Origin of the sequence: Marmoricola sp. URHB0036, from assembly GCF_000426045.1 — a bacterium.
Taxonomy (GTDB): Bacteria; Actinomycetota; Actinomycetes; order Propionibacteriales; family Nocardioidaceae; genus Marmoricola.
In genome coordinates, this window is record NZ_AUEP01000012.1 from 95,598 (window position 1) to 110,319 (window position 14,722).

19 protein-coding genes are annotated in these 14,722 nt (G+C 71.3%); 6 read left to right on the forward strand and 13 right to left on the reverse strand.

From position 1 onward, the window contains the following. Positions 1–3: 3 nt before the first annotated feature. The 3 genes from H976_RS0114700 to H976_RS0114710 form a co-directional block, all read right to left on the reverse strand. Positions 4–2,592: a DUF4153 domain-containing protein gene (locus tag H976_RS0114700; protein WP_027862161.1), complete on the reverse strand. Its 2,589-nt coding sequence runs from the start codon at positions 2,590–2,592 to the stop codon at positions 4–6. Beyond that, complete coding sequence (locus H976_RS0114705; RefSeq protein ID WP_027862162.1) at positions 2,589–3,290, reverse strand: response regulator transcription factor; 702 nt, start codon at positions 3,288–3,290, stop codon at positions 2,589–2,591. The genes H976_RS0114700 and H976_RS0114705 overlap by 4 nt, the downstream gene beginning before the upstream one ends. A gap of 63 nt (positions 3,291–3,353) precedes the next feature. Further along, positions 3,354–4,145, reverse strand: a complete 792-nt coding sequence (locus H976_RS0114710; protein ID WP_027862163.1) for an AraC family transcriptional regulator — start codon at positions 4,143–4,145, stop codon at positions 3,354–3,356. Between the two features lie 49 nt (positions 4,146–4,194). On the opposite strand from H976_RS0114710, the gene H976_RS0114715 reads away from it, so the two are divergent. Beyond that, positions 4,195–4,623: a DUF2000 domain-containing protein gene (locus tag H976_RS0114715; protein ID WP_027862164.1), complete on the forward strand. Its 429-nt coding sequence runs from the start codon at positions 4,195–4,197 to the stop codon at positions 4,621–4,623. Positions 4,624–4,643: 20 nt separating this feature from the next. Next, a complete protein-coding gene (locus H976_RS0114720; protein WP_027862165.1) occupies positions 4,644–5,075 on the forward strand; it encodes an MmcQ/YjbR family DNA-binding protein in 432 nt (143 codons plus the stop codon). On the opposite strand, the gene H976_RS0114725 is transcribed toward H976_RS0114720, so the two are convergent. The 5 genes from H976_RS0114725 to H976_RS26495 form a co-directional block, all read right to left on the reverse strand. After that, a complete protein-coding gene (locus H976_RS0114725; RefSeq protein WP_027862166.1) occupies positions 5,072–5,896 on the reverse strand; it encodes an RNA methyltransferase in 825 nt (274 codons plus the stop codon). The genes H976_RS0114720 and H976_RS0114725 overlap by 4 nt on opposite strands. Positions 5,897–5,911: 15 nt before the next feature. After that, the gene (rplT, locus tag H976_RS0114730) at positions 5,912–6,295 is read right to left on the reverse strand and encodes a 50S ribosomal protein L20 (protein WP_027862167.1); all 384 of its coding nucleotides are present in this window, start codon (positions 6,293–6,295) and stop codon (positions 5,912–5,914) included. 70 nt (positions 6,296–6,365) lie between these two features. Beyond that, complete coding sequence (gene rpmI, locus H976_RS0114735; protein WP_027862168.1) at positions 6,366–6,560, reverse strand: 50S ribosomal protein L35; 195 nt, start codon at positions 6,558–6,560, stop codon at positions 6,366–6,368. Positions 6,561–6,584: 24 nt separating this feature from the next. Further along, entirely contained in the window at positions 6,585–7,319 is a 735-nt protein-coding gene (gene infC, locus H976_RS0114740; protein ID WP_027862169.1) for a translation initiation factor IF-3, read from the reverse strand. A gap of 316 nt (positions 7,320–7,635) precedes the next feature. Next, positions 7,636–8,085 carry an SseB family protein gene (locus tag H976_RS26495; RefSeq protein ID WP_051276860.1) on the reverse strand — a complete coding sequence of 150 codons (450 nt, stop codon included), beginning with the start codon at positions 8,083–8,085 and terminating at the stop codon, positions 7,636–7,638. Positions 8,086–8,297: 212 nt separating this feature from the next. On the opposite strand from H976_RS26495, the gene H976_RS0114750 reads away from it, so the two are divergent. The 4 genes from H976_RS0114750 to H976_RS0114765 are packed head-to-tail and all read left to right on the forward strand — an operon-like array spanning position 8,298 to position 11,653. After that, positions 8,298–8,780 carry a hypothetical protein gene (locus H976_RS0114750; RefSeq protein ID WP_051276861.1) on the forward strand — a complete coding sequence of 161 codons (483 nt, stop codon included), beginning with the start codon at positions 8,298–8,300 and terminating at the stop codon, positions 8,778–8,780. 3 nt (positions 8,781–8,783) lie between these two features. Continuing rightward, entirely contained in the window at positions 8,784–10,007 is a 1,224-nt protein-coding gene (locus H976_RS0114755) for an amino acid deaminase/aldolase (RefSeq protein WP_027862171.1), read from the forward strand. Next, complete coding sequence (locus H976_RS0114760; protein WP_231388944.1) at positions 10,004–10,555, forward strand: 4-amino-4-deoxy-L-arabinose transferase; 552 nt, start codon at positions 10,004–10,006, stop codon at positions 10,553–10,555. The genes H976_RS0114755 and H976_RS0114760 overlap by 4 nt, the downstream gene beginning before the upstream one ends. Before the next feature lie 12 nt (positions 10,556–10,567). Further along, positions 10,568–11,653: an MBL fold metallo-hydrolase gene (locus tag H976_RS0114765; protein WP_027862173.1), complete on the forward strand. Its 1,086-nt coding sequence runs from the start codon at positions 10,568–10,570 to the stop codon at positions 11,651–11,653. Here the strand turns inward: H976_RS0114765 and H976_RS0114770 are convergent. The 5 genes from H976_RS0114770 to H976_RS30060 are packed head-to-tail and all read right to left on the reverse strand — an operon-like array spanning position 11,635 to position 14,720. Beyond that, positions 11,635–12,600, reverse strand: a complete 966-nt coding sequence (locus H976_RS0114770) for a GNAT family N-acetyltransferase (protein WP_155918279.1) — start codon at positions 12,598–12,600, stop codon at positions 11,635–11,637. The genes H976_RS0114765 and H976_RS0114770 overlap by 19 nt on opposite strands. A 49-nt stretch (positions 12,601–12,649) precedes the next feature. After that, a complete protein-coding gene (locus H976_RS0114775; RefSeq protein WP_027862175.1) occupies positions 12,650–13,126 on the reverse strand; it encodes a PH domain-containing protein in 477 nt (158 codons plus the stop codon). Next, positions 13,110–13,967, reverse strand: coding sequence for an ATP phosphoribosyltransferase (gene hisG / locus H976_RS0114780; RefSeq protein WP_027862176.1), 858 nt, complete (start codon positions 13,965–13,967; stop codon positions 13,110–13,112). The genes H976_RS0114775 and hisG overlap by 17 nt, the downstream gene beginning before the upstream one ends. An 8-nt stretch (positions 13,968–13,975) precedes the next feature. Beyond that, entirely contained in the window at positions 13,976–14,239 is a 264-nt protein-coding gene (locus tag H976_RS0114785) for a phosphoribosyl-ATP diphosphatase (protein WP_027862177.1), read from the reverse strand. A gap of 10 nt (positions 14,240–14,249) precedes the next feature. Further along, complete coding sequence (locus H976_RS30060) at positions 14,250–14,720, reverse strand: hypothetical protein (protein ID WP_155918281.1); 471 nt, start codon at positions 14,718–14,720, stop codon at positions 14,250–14,252. Positions 14,721–14,722: the final 2 nt, after the last annotated feature.

Sequence of the window (14,722 nt, forward strand, 5' to 3'; positions counted from 1 at the left end):
AGGTCACTGAGCGGGCTCGACGACCTCACTGCAGCCGGCACTCGCCGGGAGAACGAAGTCGTCGAGCGCGTCACGTCCACGCACCCGGCCGAGGTTCCAGCCCGCCCAGGTGTCGTCGTCCGGCGAGGTCTCGCCGAGGGCGCAGGCGGCCTGTTCGGGCGGCAGTGCCACCAGCGTCGGCGCGGCGTCGAGGCTGAGGGTGCGCAGGTAGGACCAATCGACCTTGCCGGTGGCCTGATAGCGGTCGACGTTGTGCTCGGCGATCCAGGCATCGGGGTTGGCGATCGCCAGGCCGAGCAGCAGGGCCGCGCCCGAGAGCAGTGCGGCGCGCGGCAGCCAGGCGCCGCGCAACCCGATGCCGGCGACGAGCACACCGAGCACCACCAGCCCGAGCCAGCCCTCGAACAGGTCGACCACCAGCCGCAGGCGGGTGAACCCGTAGGCGTCCTGGTAGAGGTCCATGCGGTGCAGTGCCGACGCGACCACGACCAGGGTGAGCAGGCAGAGCGCACCGAGTGACGCCCGCAGCCAGGCTCGGTCACCGGCCGTGTCCAGCCGTGCCTTGCGGGCGGCCGCGGAGACCACGAGCAGCGTCAGCAGGGTGGCGATGGTGAGCTGGGCGAAGCCCTGGTGAACGTACTCCGCGTAGGTCAGTCCGGTCGCGCTCCGGATGTAGTCGTGTCCGCCGAAGAAGGCAGCCGCCTGCGCCACCAGGAACAGCACGAACACCGCGTCGACGAGCAGCACCGGGGCCAACCACTCGAAGCGGTGCTGCACCGGACGTCGTACGCCGGGGCGCTCGACCTGGGGCGGGTTGATCGCGAGGTACGCCGCCGCCAGCACCGTTCCGCCGACCGCGACCATCACGAACAGCCGCAGGGCCAGGCTGTCCTCGACGTTGGGCAGCACCGAGCGCACCCAGTGGCCGAAGATCGCGTCACCGCTCGCGAAGAGCAGCCCGAAGACGAGGATCCCCAGCACCGACAGCAGCACCGTCCGGGTGACCGCGGCCGCGTTGGTGCCACCGCCCGACGCCCGGATGGTCCGACCGAGCCACGGGAGCCCCCGTACTCCCGCGGTCGGCCAGGCCACCGCACCGGCGATCATCCCGAGGACGCTCCGGCCGGCGGTCAGGGCGGCGGTGACGAGGACGGCGCTGACCAGCAGGCCCAGCACGTCCAGCCACTCCGCAGCACGCAACGTCAGCACCAGGGCGAACCCGAAGGCCAGCACGGCGCAGGCCCAGGTGAAGGGGCTTCGCCGGTGCCGGGTCAGGACCAGCACCAGCACACCTGCCGCCGCCAGGATCAGGGTGGCAGCGAGGCCGATGTTGGAGAACGGCAGCGACAGCCCGGCGAAGACACCGATCCCGATGCAGGCCAGCAGCACCCAGCGGCGGGGCGGCACCTTGGCGTCGACCCAGAGGTTGCCGAAGAGGTCGTCGACCAGCGACCCGGAGCCGGCCGTCAGCGGCGTCAGCGGCGGCGCCACCGGCTGGGTGATCTCCGGTGCGGGCGGGGTGGGCGTTGGGGCGTCCATGGGCAGGTTCCTCTCTGGCTGCGCTGACGGTCGGGACGGTGAGCTGGGCAGCTCGACGCGGAAACGGGCGCCGGTCTCGCCGGGGACGGGGTCGACGACCGTGATCCGGCCGCCGTGCAGGTCGGTGACCCAGCGGGCGATCGCGAGCCCGAGCCCGGTGCCGCCCCCCGAGTCGGGCAGGGTGCCGAACCGCTCGAAGACCCGCTCGCGGTCCTGGGGGTCGATGCCCGGGCCCTGGTCGGCGACCTCGAGCCGGAGGCTTCCGCCGACGACGTCGGCGGAGAGGTGCACCACCCCCCCGGCCGGGCTGTGCCGGGCGGCGTTGTCGAGCAGGTTGGCGAGCAGCTGGTGCAGGCGGGCGCGGTCGGCGTACGCCGAGAGGTCGGGCGGCTCGACGCGCACGGCGAAGGTGACCCCGCGCTGGCTCGCGCCCGGGCCTGACCTCGCCTCGGCCACCGCCGCGTCGACGACTGCCGCGACCGGCTGCTCGACGCGGTCGAGGGACACCACGCCGGCATCGACCCGGGACAGGTCGAGGAGGTCGTCGACGAGGTCGCTGAGCCGCTCGGCCTGGGCGCGGGCGACGTGCATCACCTCCGGGTCGGGGGCGGTCACGCCGTCGTCGAGGTTCTCCAGCACCGCCACCAGCGCCGCCAGAGGCGTGCGCAGCTCGTGGGAGACGCTGGCCACCAGGTCGCGCCGCTGCCGGTCGACGGTGGCGAGGTCGGCCGACATCGTGTTGAAGGCGCGCGCGAGCTGGCCGACCTCGTCGGTGGAGCCGCTCTGCACGCGCACCGCGTAGTCCCCGGCCGCCATCCGGCGCGCGGCCTCGGTCATCTGCCGCAACGGTGAGGTCATCCCGACCGCGAGCAGCTGGGTGACGGCCAGGGCCAGCAGCACCGTGACCGGGATGCTGAGCCACGCCGGTACCGTCCCGGCGCCCAGCGTGGCCAGCACCGCCGCGACCAGCACGCTGGCTGCCACCAGCAGGCCGAGCTTGACCTTGATCGAGGTGACCTGGCCCAGCGGCTCCCTCGGTGCGGCGGCGCTCATCGTTCCTCGAGGGAGTAGCCGACACCGTGCACGGTGCGCACCCGCTCGGCGCCGATCTTGGCGCGCAGCGCCTTGACATGGCTGTCGACCGTTCGGGTGGCTCCGGCGCCACCGTCCCAGCCCCACACCTCGGCCAGCAGCCGTTCGCGGCTGAGCACCTGGCCCTTCGCGGCCGCCAGGCAGGACAGCAGGTCGAACTCGGTCGGCGTCAGGTGGATCTCGTCGCCGACCAGCCACACGCGGCGCGCACCCGGGTCGAGGCGCACGTCCCCGACAGTCACCGGCGTCGGCGGCGTCTCCCGCACCAGCTGCTCAGCGCGCTCGACCCGGCGGAGCAGGGCGGCGACTCGGGCCATCAGCTCGCGCATCCGGAACGGCTTGGTCAGGTAGTCGTCGGCGCCGACCCCCAGCCCGACCAGGACGTCGGACTCGTCGTCGCGGGCGGTCAGCATCAGCACGGGCACCGGCCGCTGCTGCTGGATGCGGCGGCACACCTCGAGCCCGTCGAAGCCGGGCAGCATCACGTCGAGGACCACGAGGTCGGGACGGTGCTCCTCGAAGGCCGCGACCGCGCCCGGCCCGTCGTACGCCGGGACGACGTGGTGTCCCTCGGCCCGGAGCCGGTCGCCCACCGCCTGGTTGATCAGCGGCTCGTCCTCGACGACCAGGATCGTCGAGGGGGTGGCGGGTGTGTCCATGGCAGGAGCCTAGGGACGACCGCGGTGGCGAGGGGTGCGGGAAACGTGAAGGTTGTGTGCAGGTCAGGCCGAGGCGGCGTAGGCCCCGGGAGTGACGCCGAGCATCCGCTTGAAGTGACGCGTGAGGTGCGCCTGGTCGTGGAAACCGACCTCGACGGCCACCTCGGCGGGACGGCCCCCGGCGAGCAGCATCCGCCGCGCGCGGTCGAGCCTTCGGCCCGTCAGGTAGCGGTGCGGCGGGATCCCGACCTCGCGCCGGAAGGCACGGACCAGGTGGGTCGGGTGGGCGTCGAGCAGCGTGGCCGCCTCGGCCAGGCTGATGCCTTCGGCGACGTGGCCGTCGAGGAGGTCACGGAGCCTGGCCGCCAGTCGGGGGTCGGACCGCACCGGCCGGTCCGGCAGTCGTTCGAGGTGGGCCGTCAGCCGGGTGGTCACCAGCGCGAGGCGGCTCTCGGCCTCGAACTCGTCGCCCGGGTGTCGCATCGCCTCGTGCAGCAGGTGCACCTCGCTGCGGAGAGCCGGGTCGTCCCACCCCGGGTGGTCGACCGCGCGGCCGATCCGTCGTACGTCCAGGGTGTCGGCTTCGAGGTAGGCGACTCGCTTGCGGAACCCGCCGGCCGCCACCGACCGGCCGTCGTGGGGGACGTACGGCGGCAGCAGTGTCACCCGGGAGGCGAGGGCCGCGTGCTCGTGGCGCTCGAGGTCGAACCGGACGGCACCGGTGTCCACCACGAGCAACGTCCAGGTGTCGTGGGTGTGCAGCGGGTAGGCGTGCCGCGGGAAGTGCGCGTGCAGCACCTCGCTGACGCCCGGGACCGCCGGGTTCCAGGCCCGCAAGGTCGGCTCGGGCTCCATGTCAGGAACGTACAAGACGACGACACGCAGGTCGGTCGACGATGAGGACGTGAACGACGCACTGACTCCCCCGTTCGACACCAAGGTCGCCGTCCTCGTTCGAGACGACCTCGAGACCTGGCAGCGGCTCAACGTCACCGCCTTCCTGGCCAGCGGAATCGCGGCGGCCTACCCGCAGCTGGTCGGTGAGCCGTACGCCGACGCGGACGGCCAGCGCTATCTCGCCCTGCTCGGCATCCCGGTGCTCGTCTTCGAGGGCACCAAGGAGCACGTCATCGCCGCCCGCGAACGAGGGCTGCGGCGACAGCTGCCGATCGCGGTGTACACCTCTGACATGTTCCGCACCGGTCACGACGCCGCCAACCGTGCCACGGTCAGTGCGGTCGCCGGCGCCGACCTCGACCTCGTGGGGTTGGCGGTGCACGGCCCGAAGAACGCCGTCGACAAGATCCTCAAGGGCGCTCGGCTGCATCCCTGAGCCCGTCGTACAGTCCGGTCATGGCGCGCCGTAGGAGTCGCAAGGCCCGGGTCGACGACGTGCACCGCCTCGCCCAGGGCATGCCGCACGTCACGGTCTACCCCGACATGAAGAACGCGGTCTACCAGGTCGGTGGCAAGTCGTTCGTGTTCTTCCGCAACCCGCGCCCGGACGCCTTCGACCCCGAGACGAAGGAGCGGTACGACGACGTCATCGTCTTCTGGGTCGCCTCCGAGGACGACAAGCAAGCGATGGTGCTGGACCCGGACTCGCCGTACTTCACCACCCCGCACTTCGACGGCCACCCGTCGGTGCTGCTGCGCGGCAGCCGGATCGGCGAGATCGACCTCGACGAGCTGACCGAGCTGGTCCAGGACGCGTGGCTCTCGCGCGCCTCACGCCGACGGGGCGAGACCTGGCTGGCCCAGGAGAGTGACCCGCGGAAGGGTTAGCGGCGGGCGCGGGCGGTGGCGTAGAGGCAGACGGCAGCGGCGGTGGACAGGTTGAGGCTCTCGGCCCGGCCGTAGATCGGGATCGACACGCGGTGGTCGGCCAGCGCCGCCAGCTCGTCCGGCAACCCCCAGGCCTCGTTGCCGAACAGCCACGCCACCCGGCCGGCGAGCAGGCCCGAGCCCTCGGCCTCGAACAGGTCGGTCTCCCCCGCGCCGTCGGCCGCCAGCACGGTGAAGCCCTCCGCCTGGGCCCGTCGTACGACGTCCGCGGGATCGTCGTGCACGGCGAGCGGGACGTGCCACAGGCTGCCGACCGTCGCGCGGACGGTCTTGTCGTTGTAGGGGTCGACACTGTTGCCGGCCAGCACGACCGCATCGGCGCCGGACGCGTCGGCGCAGCGGATCACCGTGCCGGCGTTGCCGGGGTCGCGGACGTCCGCGCAGATCACCAGGACCTGTGGTTTCGAGATGAGCTGGTCCAGGGGTACGTCGAGGAAGCGGCACGTCGCGACGATGCCCTGCGGGGTGACCGCCCCGCTCAACGAGGCGATCGCGTCATCGTCGGCGAGGGACCACGGGATCCCCGAGTCGTCGACCGCCTTGCGGAGCGCGGCGTACTGCTCGCTGGCCCCGAGGGTGGCGAACACCTCGACCACCCCACCGGCGTGCAGCGCCTCGGTCAGCGCCTTGGCACCCTCGGCGAGGAACAGCCGGTGCTCGGCCCGGGAATTGCGACGGGCGAGCCTCCGAGCCGTCTTGACCCGGCCGCTCTTGCTGGAGAGGGGCCGTGGGTCAGGACTGGCTGCAGGGAGGCTCGCCACCGTCTGGGGCGAGGGTCAGGCCGACGCGGGAGCGTTGACGTCCTCGGGGAGAGCCGACCTCGCGGTCTCGACGAGCACGGCGAAGGCCGGCGCGTCGTTGACGGCCAGGTCGGCCAGGATCTTGCGGTCGACCTCGACACCCGCGGCCTTGAGGCCCTGGATGAAGCGGTTGTAGGTCAGCCCGTTGGCCCGGGCGCCCGCGTTGATGCGCTGGATCCAGAGCTTGCGGAAGTCGCCCTTCTTCTTGCGCCGGTCGGCGTAGCTGTAGACCAGCGAGTGGGTGACCTGCTCCTTCGCCTTGCGGTAGAGGCGCGAGCGCTGGCCCCGGTAGCCGGAGGCGCGCTCGAGAGTGACCCGACGCTTCTTCTGGGCGTTGACCGCCCGCTTGACGCGTGCCATGTGTGTTGCTCCTAGCGTGTTCGTGAATGCCCGTCGCAGAGATGCACTGGGGCAGGTGGGGAGTGGGAGGTCAGAGTCCGAGCAGCTTCTTGGCGCGCTTGACGTCGGCCTTGGCCAGCTCGGTCGTGCCCGACATGCGACGGGTCATCTTGGACGGCTTCCGCTCCAGGTTGTGGCGCATGCCCGTCTTCTGGCGACGGATCTTGCCCGAGCCCGTGACGCGAAAGCGCTTGGAGGCACCGGAGTGAGTCTTGTTCTTCGGCATGGTGGTGTCGTTTCCTTCTACTCGTTACGCGTCGATCTCGGGGTCGAGGTTCTCGGAGCGACCGCGCTCCTTCTTCGGCGCCGGTGAGGCGTGGGCGGCGCGACGCTCAGCGTGCTCCTCGGCCCGCTCGGCCTCGCGAGCGGCAGCGCGCTCCTGCTTCTCCGCCTTCACCTCGGCCTTCGCCTCGGACTTCTTCTTGTGCGGCCCCAGGACCATGATCATGTTGCGGCCGTCCTGCTTGGGGGACGACTCGATGAAGCCCAGCTCGTTCACGTCCTCGGCCAGCCGCTGCAGCAACCGGAACCCGAGCTCGGGGCGGTGCTGCTCGCGACCACGGAACATGATCGTGATCTTGACCTTGTCGCCCTGGCGAAGGAACCGAACGACGTGACCCTTCTTGGTCTCGTAGTCGTGCTGGTCGATCTTCGGCCGGAGCTTCATCTCCTTGATGACCGTGTTGGTCTGGTTGCGACGTGCTTCACGGGCCTTCTGCGCGTTCTCGTACTTGAACTTGCCGTAGTCCATGAGCTTGCAGACCGGCGGCCGTCCCTGGGGTGCGATCTCGACGAGGTCGAGGTCGGCCTCCTGGGCCAGCTTGAGGGCCTGGTCCGTCGGCACGATGCCGACGGTCTCGCCATTGGGGCCAACGAGCCGGACTTCCGGTACCCGGATCCGGTCGTTGATACGCAGCTCAGTGCTGATGGGTCCTCCTGTGTAGGTCTCTTGGTCAACCCGTGGAGAACAACGTGATCGGCACATTTCTGCCCCGACAACGAAGAAGGCCTCCGCGCGACGCACGGAAGCCTCAGTAACGGGAGTACGGCGACACCTGTCGCTGCATCCCGTGACCTGGACCCGACGACCTGGTGAAGCTTCGGTCGGTGCGGGTGGGAGGAGGCCTCCGCTTGTCAGATCGATCATGCCCGTGAGGACATGAGCGATCGGTCACGCACAAGGGTACAAGGGATGGCTGCTGAGGGAAAATCCACCCCTCGGTGGTTGAGGAGCGAGCGCCAGCGAGCGTCTCGAAACCACGTGATCAGGTGGTTCGCGACGGCCTCGTTCCTCGGCCTCCTCAACCACCGAGGGTGTGGAGGTCCGCGCCCTCGACGACGAACGTGACCGGGCCGGCCACGTCGATCAGCAGGGCCGAGGCCTCGTCCTGGAGGGCGGACAGGGCCGCGTGCCGGGCGGTCACCGGGACCGGACGCGCGCTCGGGTCCCAGGCCTCGAGCGCCGACGTGCCCGTGAAGGCGAGCAGGGCCTTGCGACCGTCGCGACCGGTCATCAGCACGGCGGCCATGTCACTGGTCTTGTCGTGGGCCAGTCCTTGCTCGTCGTGCTCGACCTCCCCGAGCAGCGCGACCACGGGGACCAGCAGTCGGGTCTGCGCCAGGCTCGCGAGGACGGCCCGGGTGGCGTCGGGGTCATCGGGTGCGGCGTCGTACGCCGTCAGCGCCGCGGCCAGGTCGGGGTCGACCTGACCGGTGTCGCCGGCGAAGCCGGGGTCCGGGATGGTGCGCATCCCGCGATGGTGCCAGAGGGGTCTTGCGGGGGCGCATCCAGATGGGTAAGTCCAAGGGGGTGTGCAAGCGAGCGCCGCTCAGGGCGTGCGCTGGCAAGGCGGAGGAGGGAGCCGTGGCGGAGCCACGGCGACTGACGACAACGCAGTCCAGCGTGCGTGATGAGTGGGGCGCAGCGTGCTCCCCCTTGGACTTGCGCATCTAGGCTGGGCGCATGCCCCTCGAGGTGACCATCGACAGCACCACCTGGGCGGCGCTCGCCCTGACTCTGACGATCATCGGTGGTGCCCTGAGCTGGGTGGCCTGGCGCCGACGTGGCCTGGCCGCCGGGCTGCGTGGCTTGGCGTGGACACTGGTGCCGGTCGCCGCCTGGCTGACCGGCACCCTCAAGCTGGCCGTGAACGTCATCAACGACGTCGGCGACTGGGCCACCCGCCTCGTGTTCTCACCAGCCGTCTGGATCGGGATCATCGTCGCCGGAGGCTCGGCTGCCCTGTTCGTGATCTCCGGACAGCTGAGGGTGCGTGGCATCGGCGTACGCGGCAAGGCCGCGGAGCGGGCCACCCGCAAGGCCGAACGTCTGCAGGCGAAGGGAGCGGCCCCGGTGACCGCGAAGAAGCAGCCGAAGAAGCGTGACCCGGACGACCTCGACAACCTCGACGACATCGAGGCCATCTTGAAGAAGCACGGAATCTGACCGGTGGGCACCGACGAGCCTCACGGCAGCGATGCCGCGCGCTACCAGCTCGCGCGACGACTCAACTCAGCCGTCGCCGGACTGAAGGACCCCGCGACGCCGATGATGGTCGTCGACCTGGACGCCTTCGACGCCAACGCCGCTGACCTGGTCCGACGCGCTGCGGGCAAGCCGATCCGGGTGGCCTCGAAGTCGCTGCGCATCCCGGCGCTGGTCGAGCGCGTGCTGGCGAAGCCGGGCTTCGCGGGTGTCCTCGCCTACTCGTTGCGCGAGGCGATCTGGCTGGTACGCAACGGGGTCACCGACGACGCGGTGATGGGCTACCCGACGGTCGACCGGGGAGGGTTGGCCGACCTCCTCGGCGACGAGGAGGCACGCGGGCGCGTCACCTTGATGGTGGACGACCCGGCCCACCTGTCCCTGATCGAGGCCGCCGCTCCCGACGGGGTGAAGCCGCGGGTCGCCATCGACATCGACGCCGGCCTGAAGATGGGCCGGTCCCACGTCGGACCCAAGCGCTCCCCGTTGTACGACGCCGCCGAGGTGGTCGACCTGGCCCGCGACATCGTCGACCGCGGCTTCTCGCTCGTCGGGGTGATGACCTACGAGGGCCAGGTCGCCGGGGTGCCGGACGACGTACCCCATCAGCGGGCGAAGTCCCTGGTCGTCCGCAAGCTCAAGTCGGCCTCGATCGCGCAGCTCGAGGAGCGACGGGCCCAGATCGTGGCCCGGCTCGCCGACCTGACCGCCCTGGAGTTCTGGAACGCCGGTGGGTCCGGCAGCGTCGAGTCGACGGTGGCCGACCCGGTGGTCACCGAGGTCGCGGCCGGATCGGGACTGCTCGTCCCGGGGCTGTTCGACCACTACCTCAGCTTCCGGCCGCGCCCGGCCGCCTTCTTCGGCGTCCCGGTCGTACGTCGTCCCTCCGAGGGCGTCGTCACGGTGGCCGGCGGCGGCTTCGTCGCGAGCGGTCCCACCGGCAAGGACCGCGCTCCCCTGCCCTGGGCGCCACCCGACCTGCACCTGACCGGGCTCGAGGGAGCGGGCGAGGTGCAGACGCCGCTCACCGGCTCGGGCGCGCACCTGCTCCAGATCGGCGACTGGGTGTGGTTCCGGCACGCCAAGTCCGGCGAGCTGGCCGAGCACACCAACCTCGTGCACCTCCTCGCCGGGGAGGACGTCGTCGAGACCGTGCCGTCGTACCGCGGTCTCGGGCTGGCCTGGTGAACGCTCCCGCCACCGTGCTGGAGCTGCTGGCCGCGCGTCCCGCCACGCTCGGCACAGGTCGGCTGGTCTGCATCGACGGCCCGGCCGGGTCCGGGAAGACCACGCTGGCCGAGGCGGTCGCCCAGAGTTTCGACGGCGCGTCGCGCCTCCTGCACATGGACGACATGTACCCGGGCTGGTCAGGACTCCCCCGCGTCGACGAGCAGCTCGACGGGCTGCTGACTCCCCTGGGCGAGGGGCGAGCCGGCAGCTACCGCCGCTACGACTGGGTGGCCGGCGAGTTCGCCGAGACGGTGCCGGTGGAGCCGGTGCCGCTGCTGGTGCTCGAGGGCGTCGGCAGCGGGGCCTCGCGGTTCGCTCCGCTGCAGACGGTGCTGGTGTGGGTGGAGGCGCCGCACGACCTGCGCATGCGCCGGGGCATCGAGCGCGACGGCGACGCGTTCGCCCCGTACTGGGAGCAGTGGGCCGCTGACGAGCAGCTCCTGTTCGCGCGCGAGGGCACCCGCGAGCGCGCCGATGTCCACGTGGACGGCACCCGGCCCTACTGAGACCATGGGCCGGTGGCGACGGCCATCCGCATCGAGGCCCTGCCGGCGCGTCTCGGCGACTGCCTGCTCGTGGAGTGCCTGCGCCCCGGAGCCGTGCCGTGGCGGATGCTGGTCGACGGTGGACCGTCCGACACCTGGCCCGTGCTCGAGGCCAGGCTGGCGAGGTTGCCGGAGGGGGCACGGCAGATCGACGTCGCCGTCGTCACGCACGTCGACAGCGACCACATCGGCGGTTTCCTCGCCTTCGTGCGCAGCGACTTCGCCCACGACCAGGTGCGCGACTTCTGGTTCAACGGCCGCCAGCACCTCGAGGGCGTGCGGAGCATCGAGCAGGGTGAGGACCTGGGAGCGGTGCTGACCGGCACGACCGGTGGCGCCGTACTCCCCTGGAACGAGGCGTACGGCGGGCAGCGGATCGCCACCACCTCCGACCGCCTCGTCGAGGTCTCGGTCCCGGACGACGGACCACACATCACGGTGCTATCGCCGGACGCCACGCGGCTGGGCACGCTCGCCAGGACGTGGGCCACCGTGCTGAAGAAGGCGCGCGACGGGACCCGCGAGATCGGCGGCCCCGACCGCCCCAGGAAGCTGGGCGACCTGGAGAAGCTGGCAGCTCAGCACACTCCGAAGGACGACTCGGTGCCCAACGGCAGCAGCATCGGGCTGCTCGTCGAGCATCGCGGCGCCAGCGTGGTGCTGGCCGGCGACGGGTTCGGCGACGTCCTCGCGGACGGCCTCGGAGCAGTCGCGGCGTCACGTGGGGTCGAGCGCCTCGACATCGACGCGTTCAAGCTGCCGCACCACGGCAGCCGCGGCAACGTGCTGGCGAGGATGTTGGCGGCCGCACCGGCGCAGCACTACGTCTTCTCCAGCAACGGTGACACCTTCCACCACCCCGACGACGCGGCAGTGGCGCGCACGGTGCTGGCGGCGCCGCACGGCGCGACGCTGTGGTTCAACTACCGCAACGCCCGCACCGAGCGCTGGGCAGCAGCCGACCTGCGCAAGAAGCACGGCTACCGGGTCGAGTACCCCGCCGACGCGACCGCCGGAGCGGTGCTCGAGCTCCCGGCCGGTCAGTCGCGCATGAGGTAGCTGGTCCAGCGCTGTTCGGCCACGAAGCCGATCGACTCGTAGAGCCCCAGGGCGCCGGTCGGATTCTCCGAGTCGACGTCGAGCGACGCACGGCCGTAGCCCGCGTCGCGGTAGCTCCGGACGGCGACGTGCAGGAGCGCTCCCGCGAGCCCCCGACGGCGGTGATCGGGCAGGGTGCCGACCTTGTTCACGTAGGCCTCACGGACGCCGGTCGCCTCGAAGAAGGCGTCGAACTCGCTGGTCTGGACGTACGCCGCCACCCGACCGTCGTGGTCGCGGGCGACCAGGCTGAGTGCGGGCCGGGAGTTGCGCGTCTCCCCGACCCACTGCGCCCACAGCTCCTGGCTCCAGGGCACGAACCCGGGATGGTCCGCGAAGGCCTCGTTGTGGGCGAGGCGCATCTCGTCCTGGTCGACGCCGTCCCAGGTGGACACGTGGTAGCCGTCGGGCAGTCCGTCGCTGCTCCCCTCGACCCGCGACAGGTCGCAGACCATCTGGAAGTTCCACCGGTGCGGGTGCATCCCGTGGCGCTCGAAGATGTCGGCCAGGTCGGTGTTGTCGGCCGGAGCGGTCGCGGCGATCACCGGCTGGAGATCCGCGCCGCGCTCGCGGACGTAGTCGTGGGCCCGGTCGATCATGGCCGGCACCAGCTGCGACCCGAGGCCGTGGCCGCGGTGGTCGGGATGGACGGTCCCGCCGATCTCGACCTTGAGCGACCCGTCGTACGGCGCCCGGGGCGTGAGCTGGGCATGGGCCACGAGCCGTCCGTCGGCCTCCACCACGACCCAGTCGTGGGACAGGTCGATCATCGGGTTGTCCAGTTCCTCGAGCACGTCCGCGACGCTGTAGTGCTCACCGGTCCGGTCGACCACCTCGGCGGCCGCCATCAGCGCGTTGATCGCCTCCGCGTCGTCGCGGGTCGCGGGTCGGAAGCGGGGCAGGGGCACGCCGGGATCGTAGGCGGCCGATGCGGCCCGGAGCACCGGGTTTTCCGAGTTAATCGGGGGTGTTGGCGGCGATGGCCGCGCGGATCTCCCTGATCGCGCGACGGGCGCGGGCGCCGTCGGAGCCCTGGATGCCCATGACCGACACGGTGGTCCCGTCGGAGAGGTCGAGGGTGCCCCAGGGCGCCCCACGACGCAGCGAGGCCTGGATGACCTGCGACCACTCGTAGGTCCGTTTGCGGTAGCCGTTGACCACCGTCAGTCCCGCCGTCGTCGCACTCACCCGGCACCGCATCAGGGCGTAATACGCCGCGAACAGCAGCAGCCCGATCAGCACCAGGGTGATGCGCTCGAGCACGGTGAACTGGGCACGGGTCGCGTCGTCGAAGGCGAACCAGACGACCACGACGATCGCGATCAGCAGACCACCGAGCACTCCGACCGCGATGCGCACTCCGAAGGGTCGCCAGGTGTGCGGCAGCGACGGCGCCTCCACACGGCCCGACCCGGGGTCAGAGCCGGCAGGCATGGATGTCGGTCAGCAAGATGGCCCGCGCACCGATCTCGTAGAGGTCGTCCATCAGCTTCTGGGCGCCATCACGCGGGACCATGGCGCGTACGGCGACCCAGCCCTCGCGATGCAGCGGCGACATCGTCGGACCCTCGAGCCCCGGAGTCAGCGCGACGGCTTCCTCGACCCGCTCCTGGGGCATGTCGTAGTCCATCATCACGTAGGTGCGCGCCACGAGGACTCCGTCGAGCCGCCGCTTGAAGACCTCGAAGCCCTCGGGGTCGGGAGCACCGGCGCGGGTGATCAGCACCGCCTCGGACTCGAGGATGACGTCGCCGGCGATCTCGAGCCCGGCGGCCTTCATGGTGCTGCCGGTCTCCACCACGTCGGCGATGACGTCGGCGACCCCGAGCTGGATGCTGCTCTCGACGGCGCCGTCGAGGCGGATCACCTCCGCCTCGATGCCGCGCTCCTCGAGATGACGGCGCACCACTCCGACGTACGACGTGGCGATCCGCTTGCCCGCGAGGTCGTCGAGCGAGGTCAACGCACCGGGTCGGGCGGCGAACCGGAACCTCGAGCGTCCGAAGCCGAGCTGGAGGGCCTCTTCGGCCTTGGCACCGGAGTCGAGCAACAGGTCGCGCCCGGTGATGCCGACATCGAGGGTGCCCTCGCCGACGTAGAGCGCGATGTCCCGGGGACGCAGGTAGAAGAACTCCACGCCGTTGTCGTGGTCGAGGAGGCTGAGCTCCTTGGAGTCGCTGCGCTGGCGGTAGCCGGCCTCGCGCAGGATCTCGGAGGCGGAGGCGGACAGCGAGCCCTTGTTGGGGATCGCGATCCGGAGGAGCTGATCGGTCATGGAAGGTCCTAGAGGTGGGCGTAGACGTCGTCGAGCGAGACTCCGGCGGCGAGCATCAGCACCTGCGCGTGGTACAGCAGCTGGCTGATCTCCTCGGCCGCCCTCGCATGACCCTCGAACTCGGCCGCCATCCAGGACTCGGCGGCCTCCTCGACCAGCTTCTTGCCGATCTGGTGGACACCGGCCTCGAGTGCCTTGACCGTCCCGGAGCCCTCCGGGCGCGACTCGGCCTTCTCGCTCAGCTCGGCCCAGAGCTCCTCGAACGTCTTCACGGGGATCAGCCTAGGCGTTGCCGAGGCTCCGCTCGTCAGGGCGGTCGACCTGTGGGAAGGCGGCGCACAGGGCGGCGTACTGGGCCACGTCGAGGTACGACGGGTTGCTCCCGGCCGGCATCCGCAGGACCTCGATGCCGCTCAGCACCGGGTCTGCCGCCAGCGCCGCGCGCGGGACGGGCGGCACCAGCGCCGCCAGACGCACCGGCAGGACCGGTCCCTCGGGGCTCTCGTCGACCGGACCCGTGGTCTCGCCGACGGCGTGCAGGCCCGCCGGCAGCCTCGGGTCGCGACCACTCACCCACAGCAGCACCGGCTGGCCGGCCCGGACCAGGGAGGTGCGGTACGACGGACGCACGCACCGGGTCGTCACGTTCGCGAAGCCGGTCTCGACGTGCTCGTCGAGAGCGCCACCCGCGGGGCTGGCCTTCAGCAGCCAGGCACCGAGTGAGTCCTGGCGCAGCGCCGGCGTCGCGGGCAACG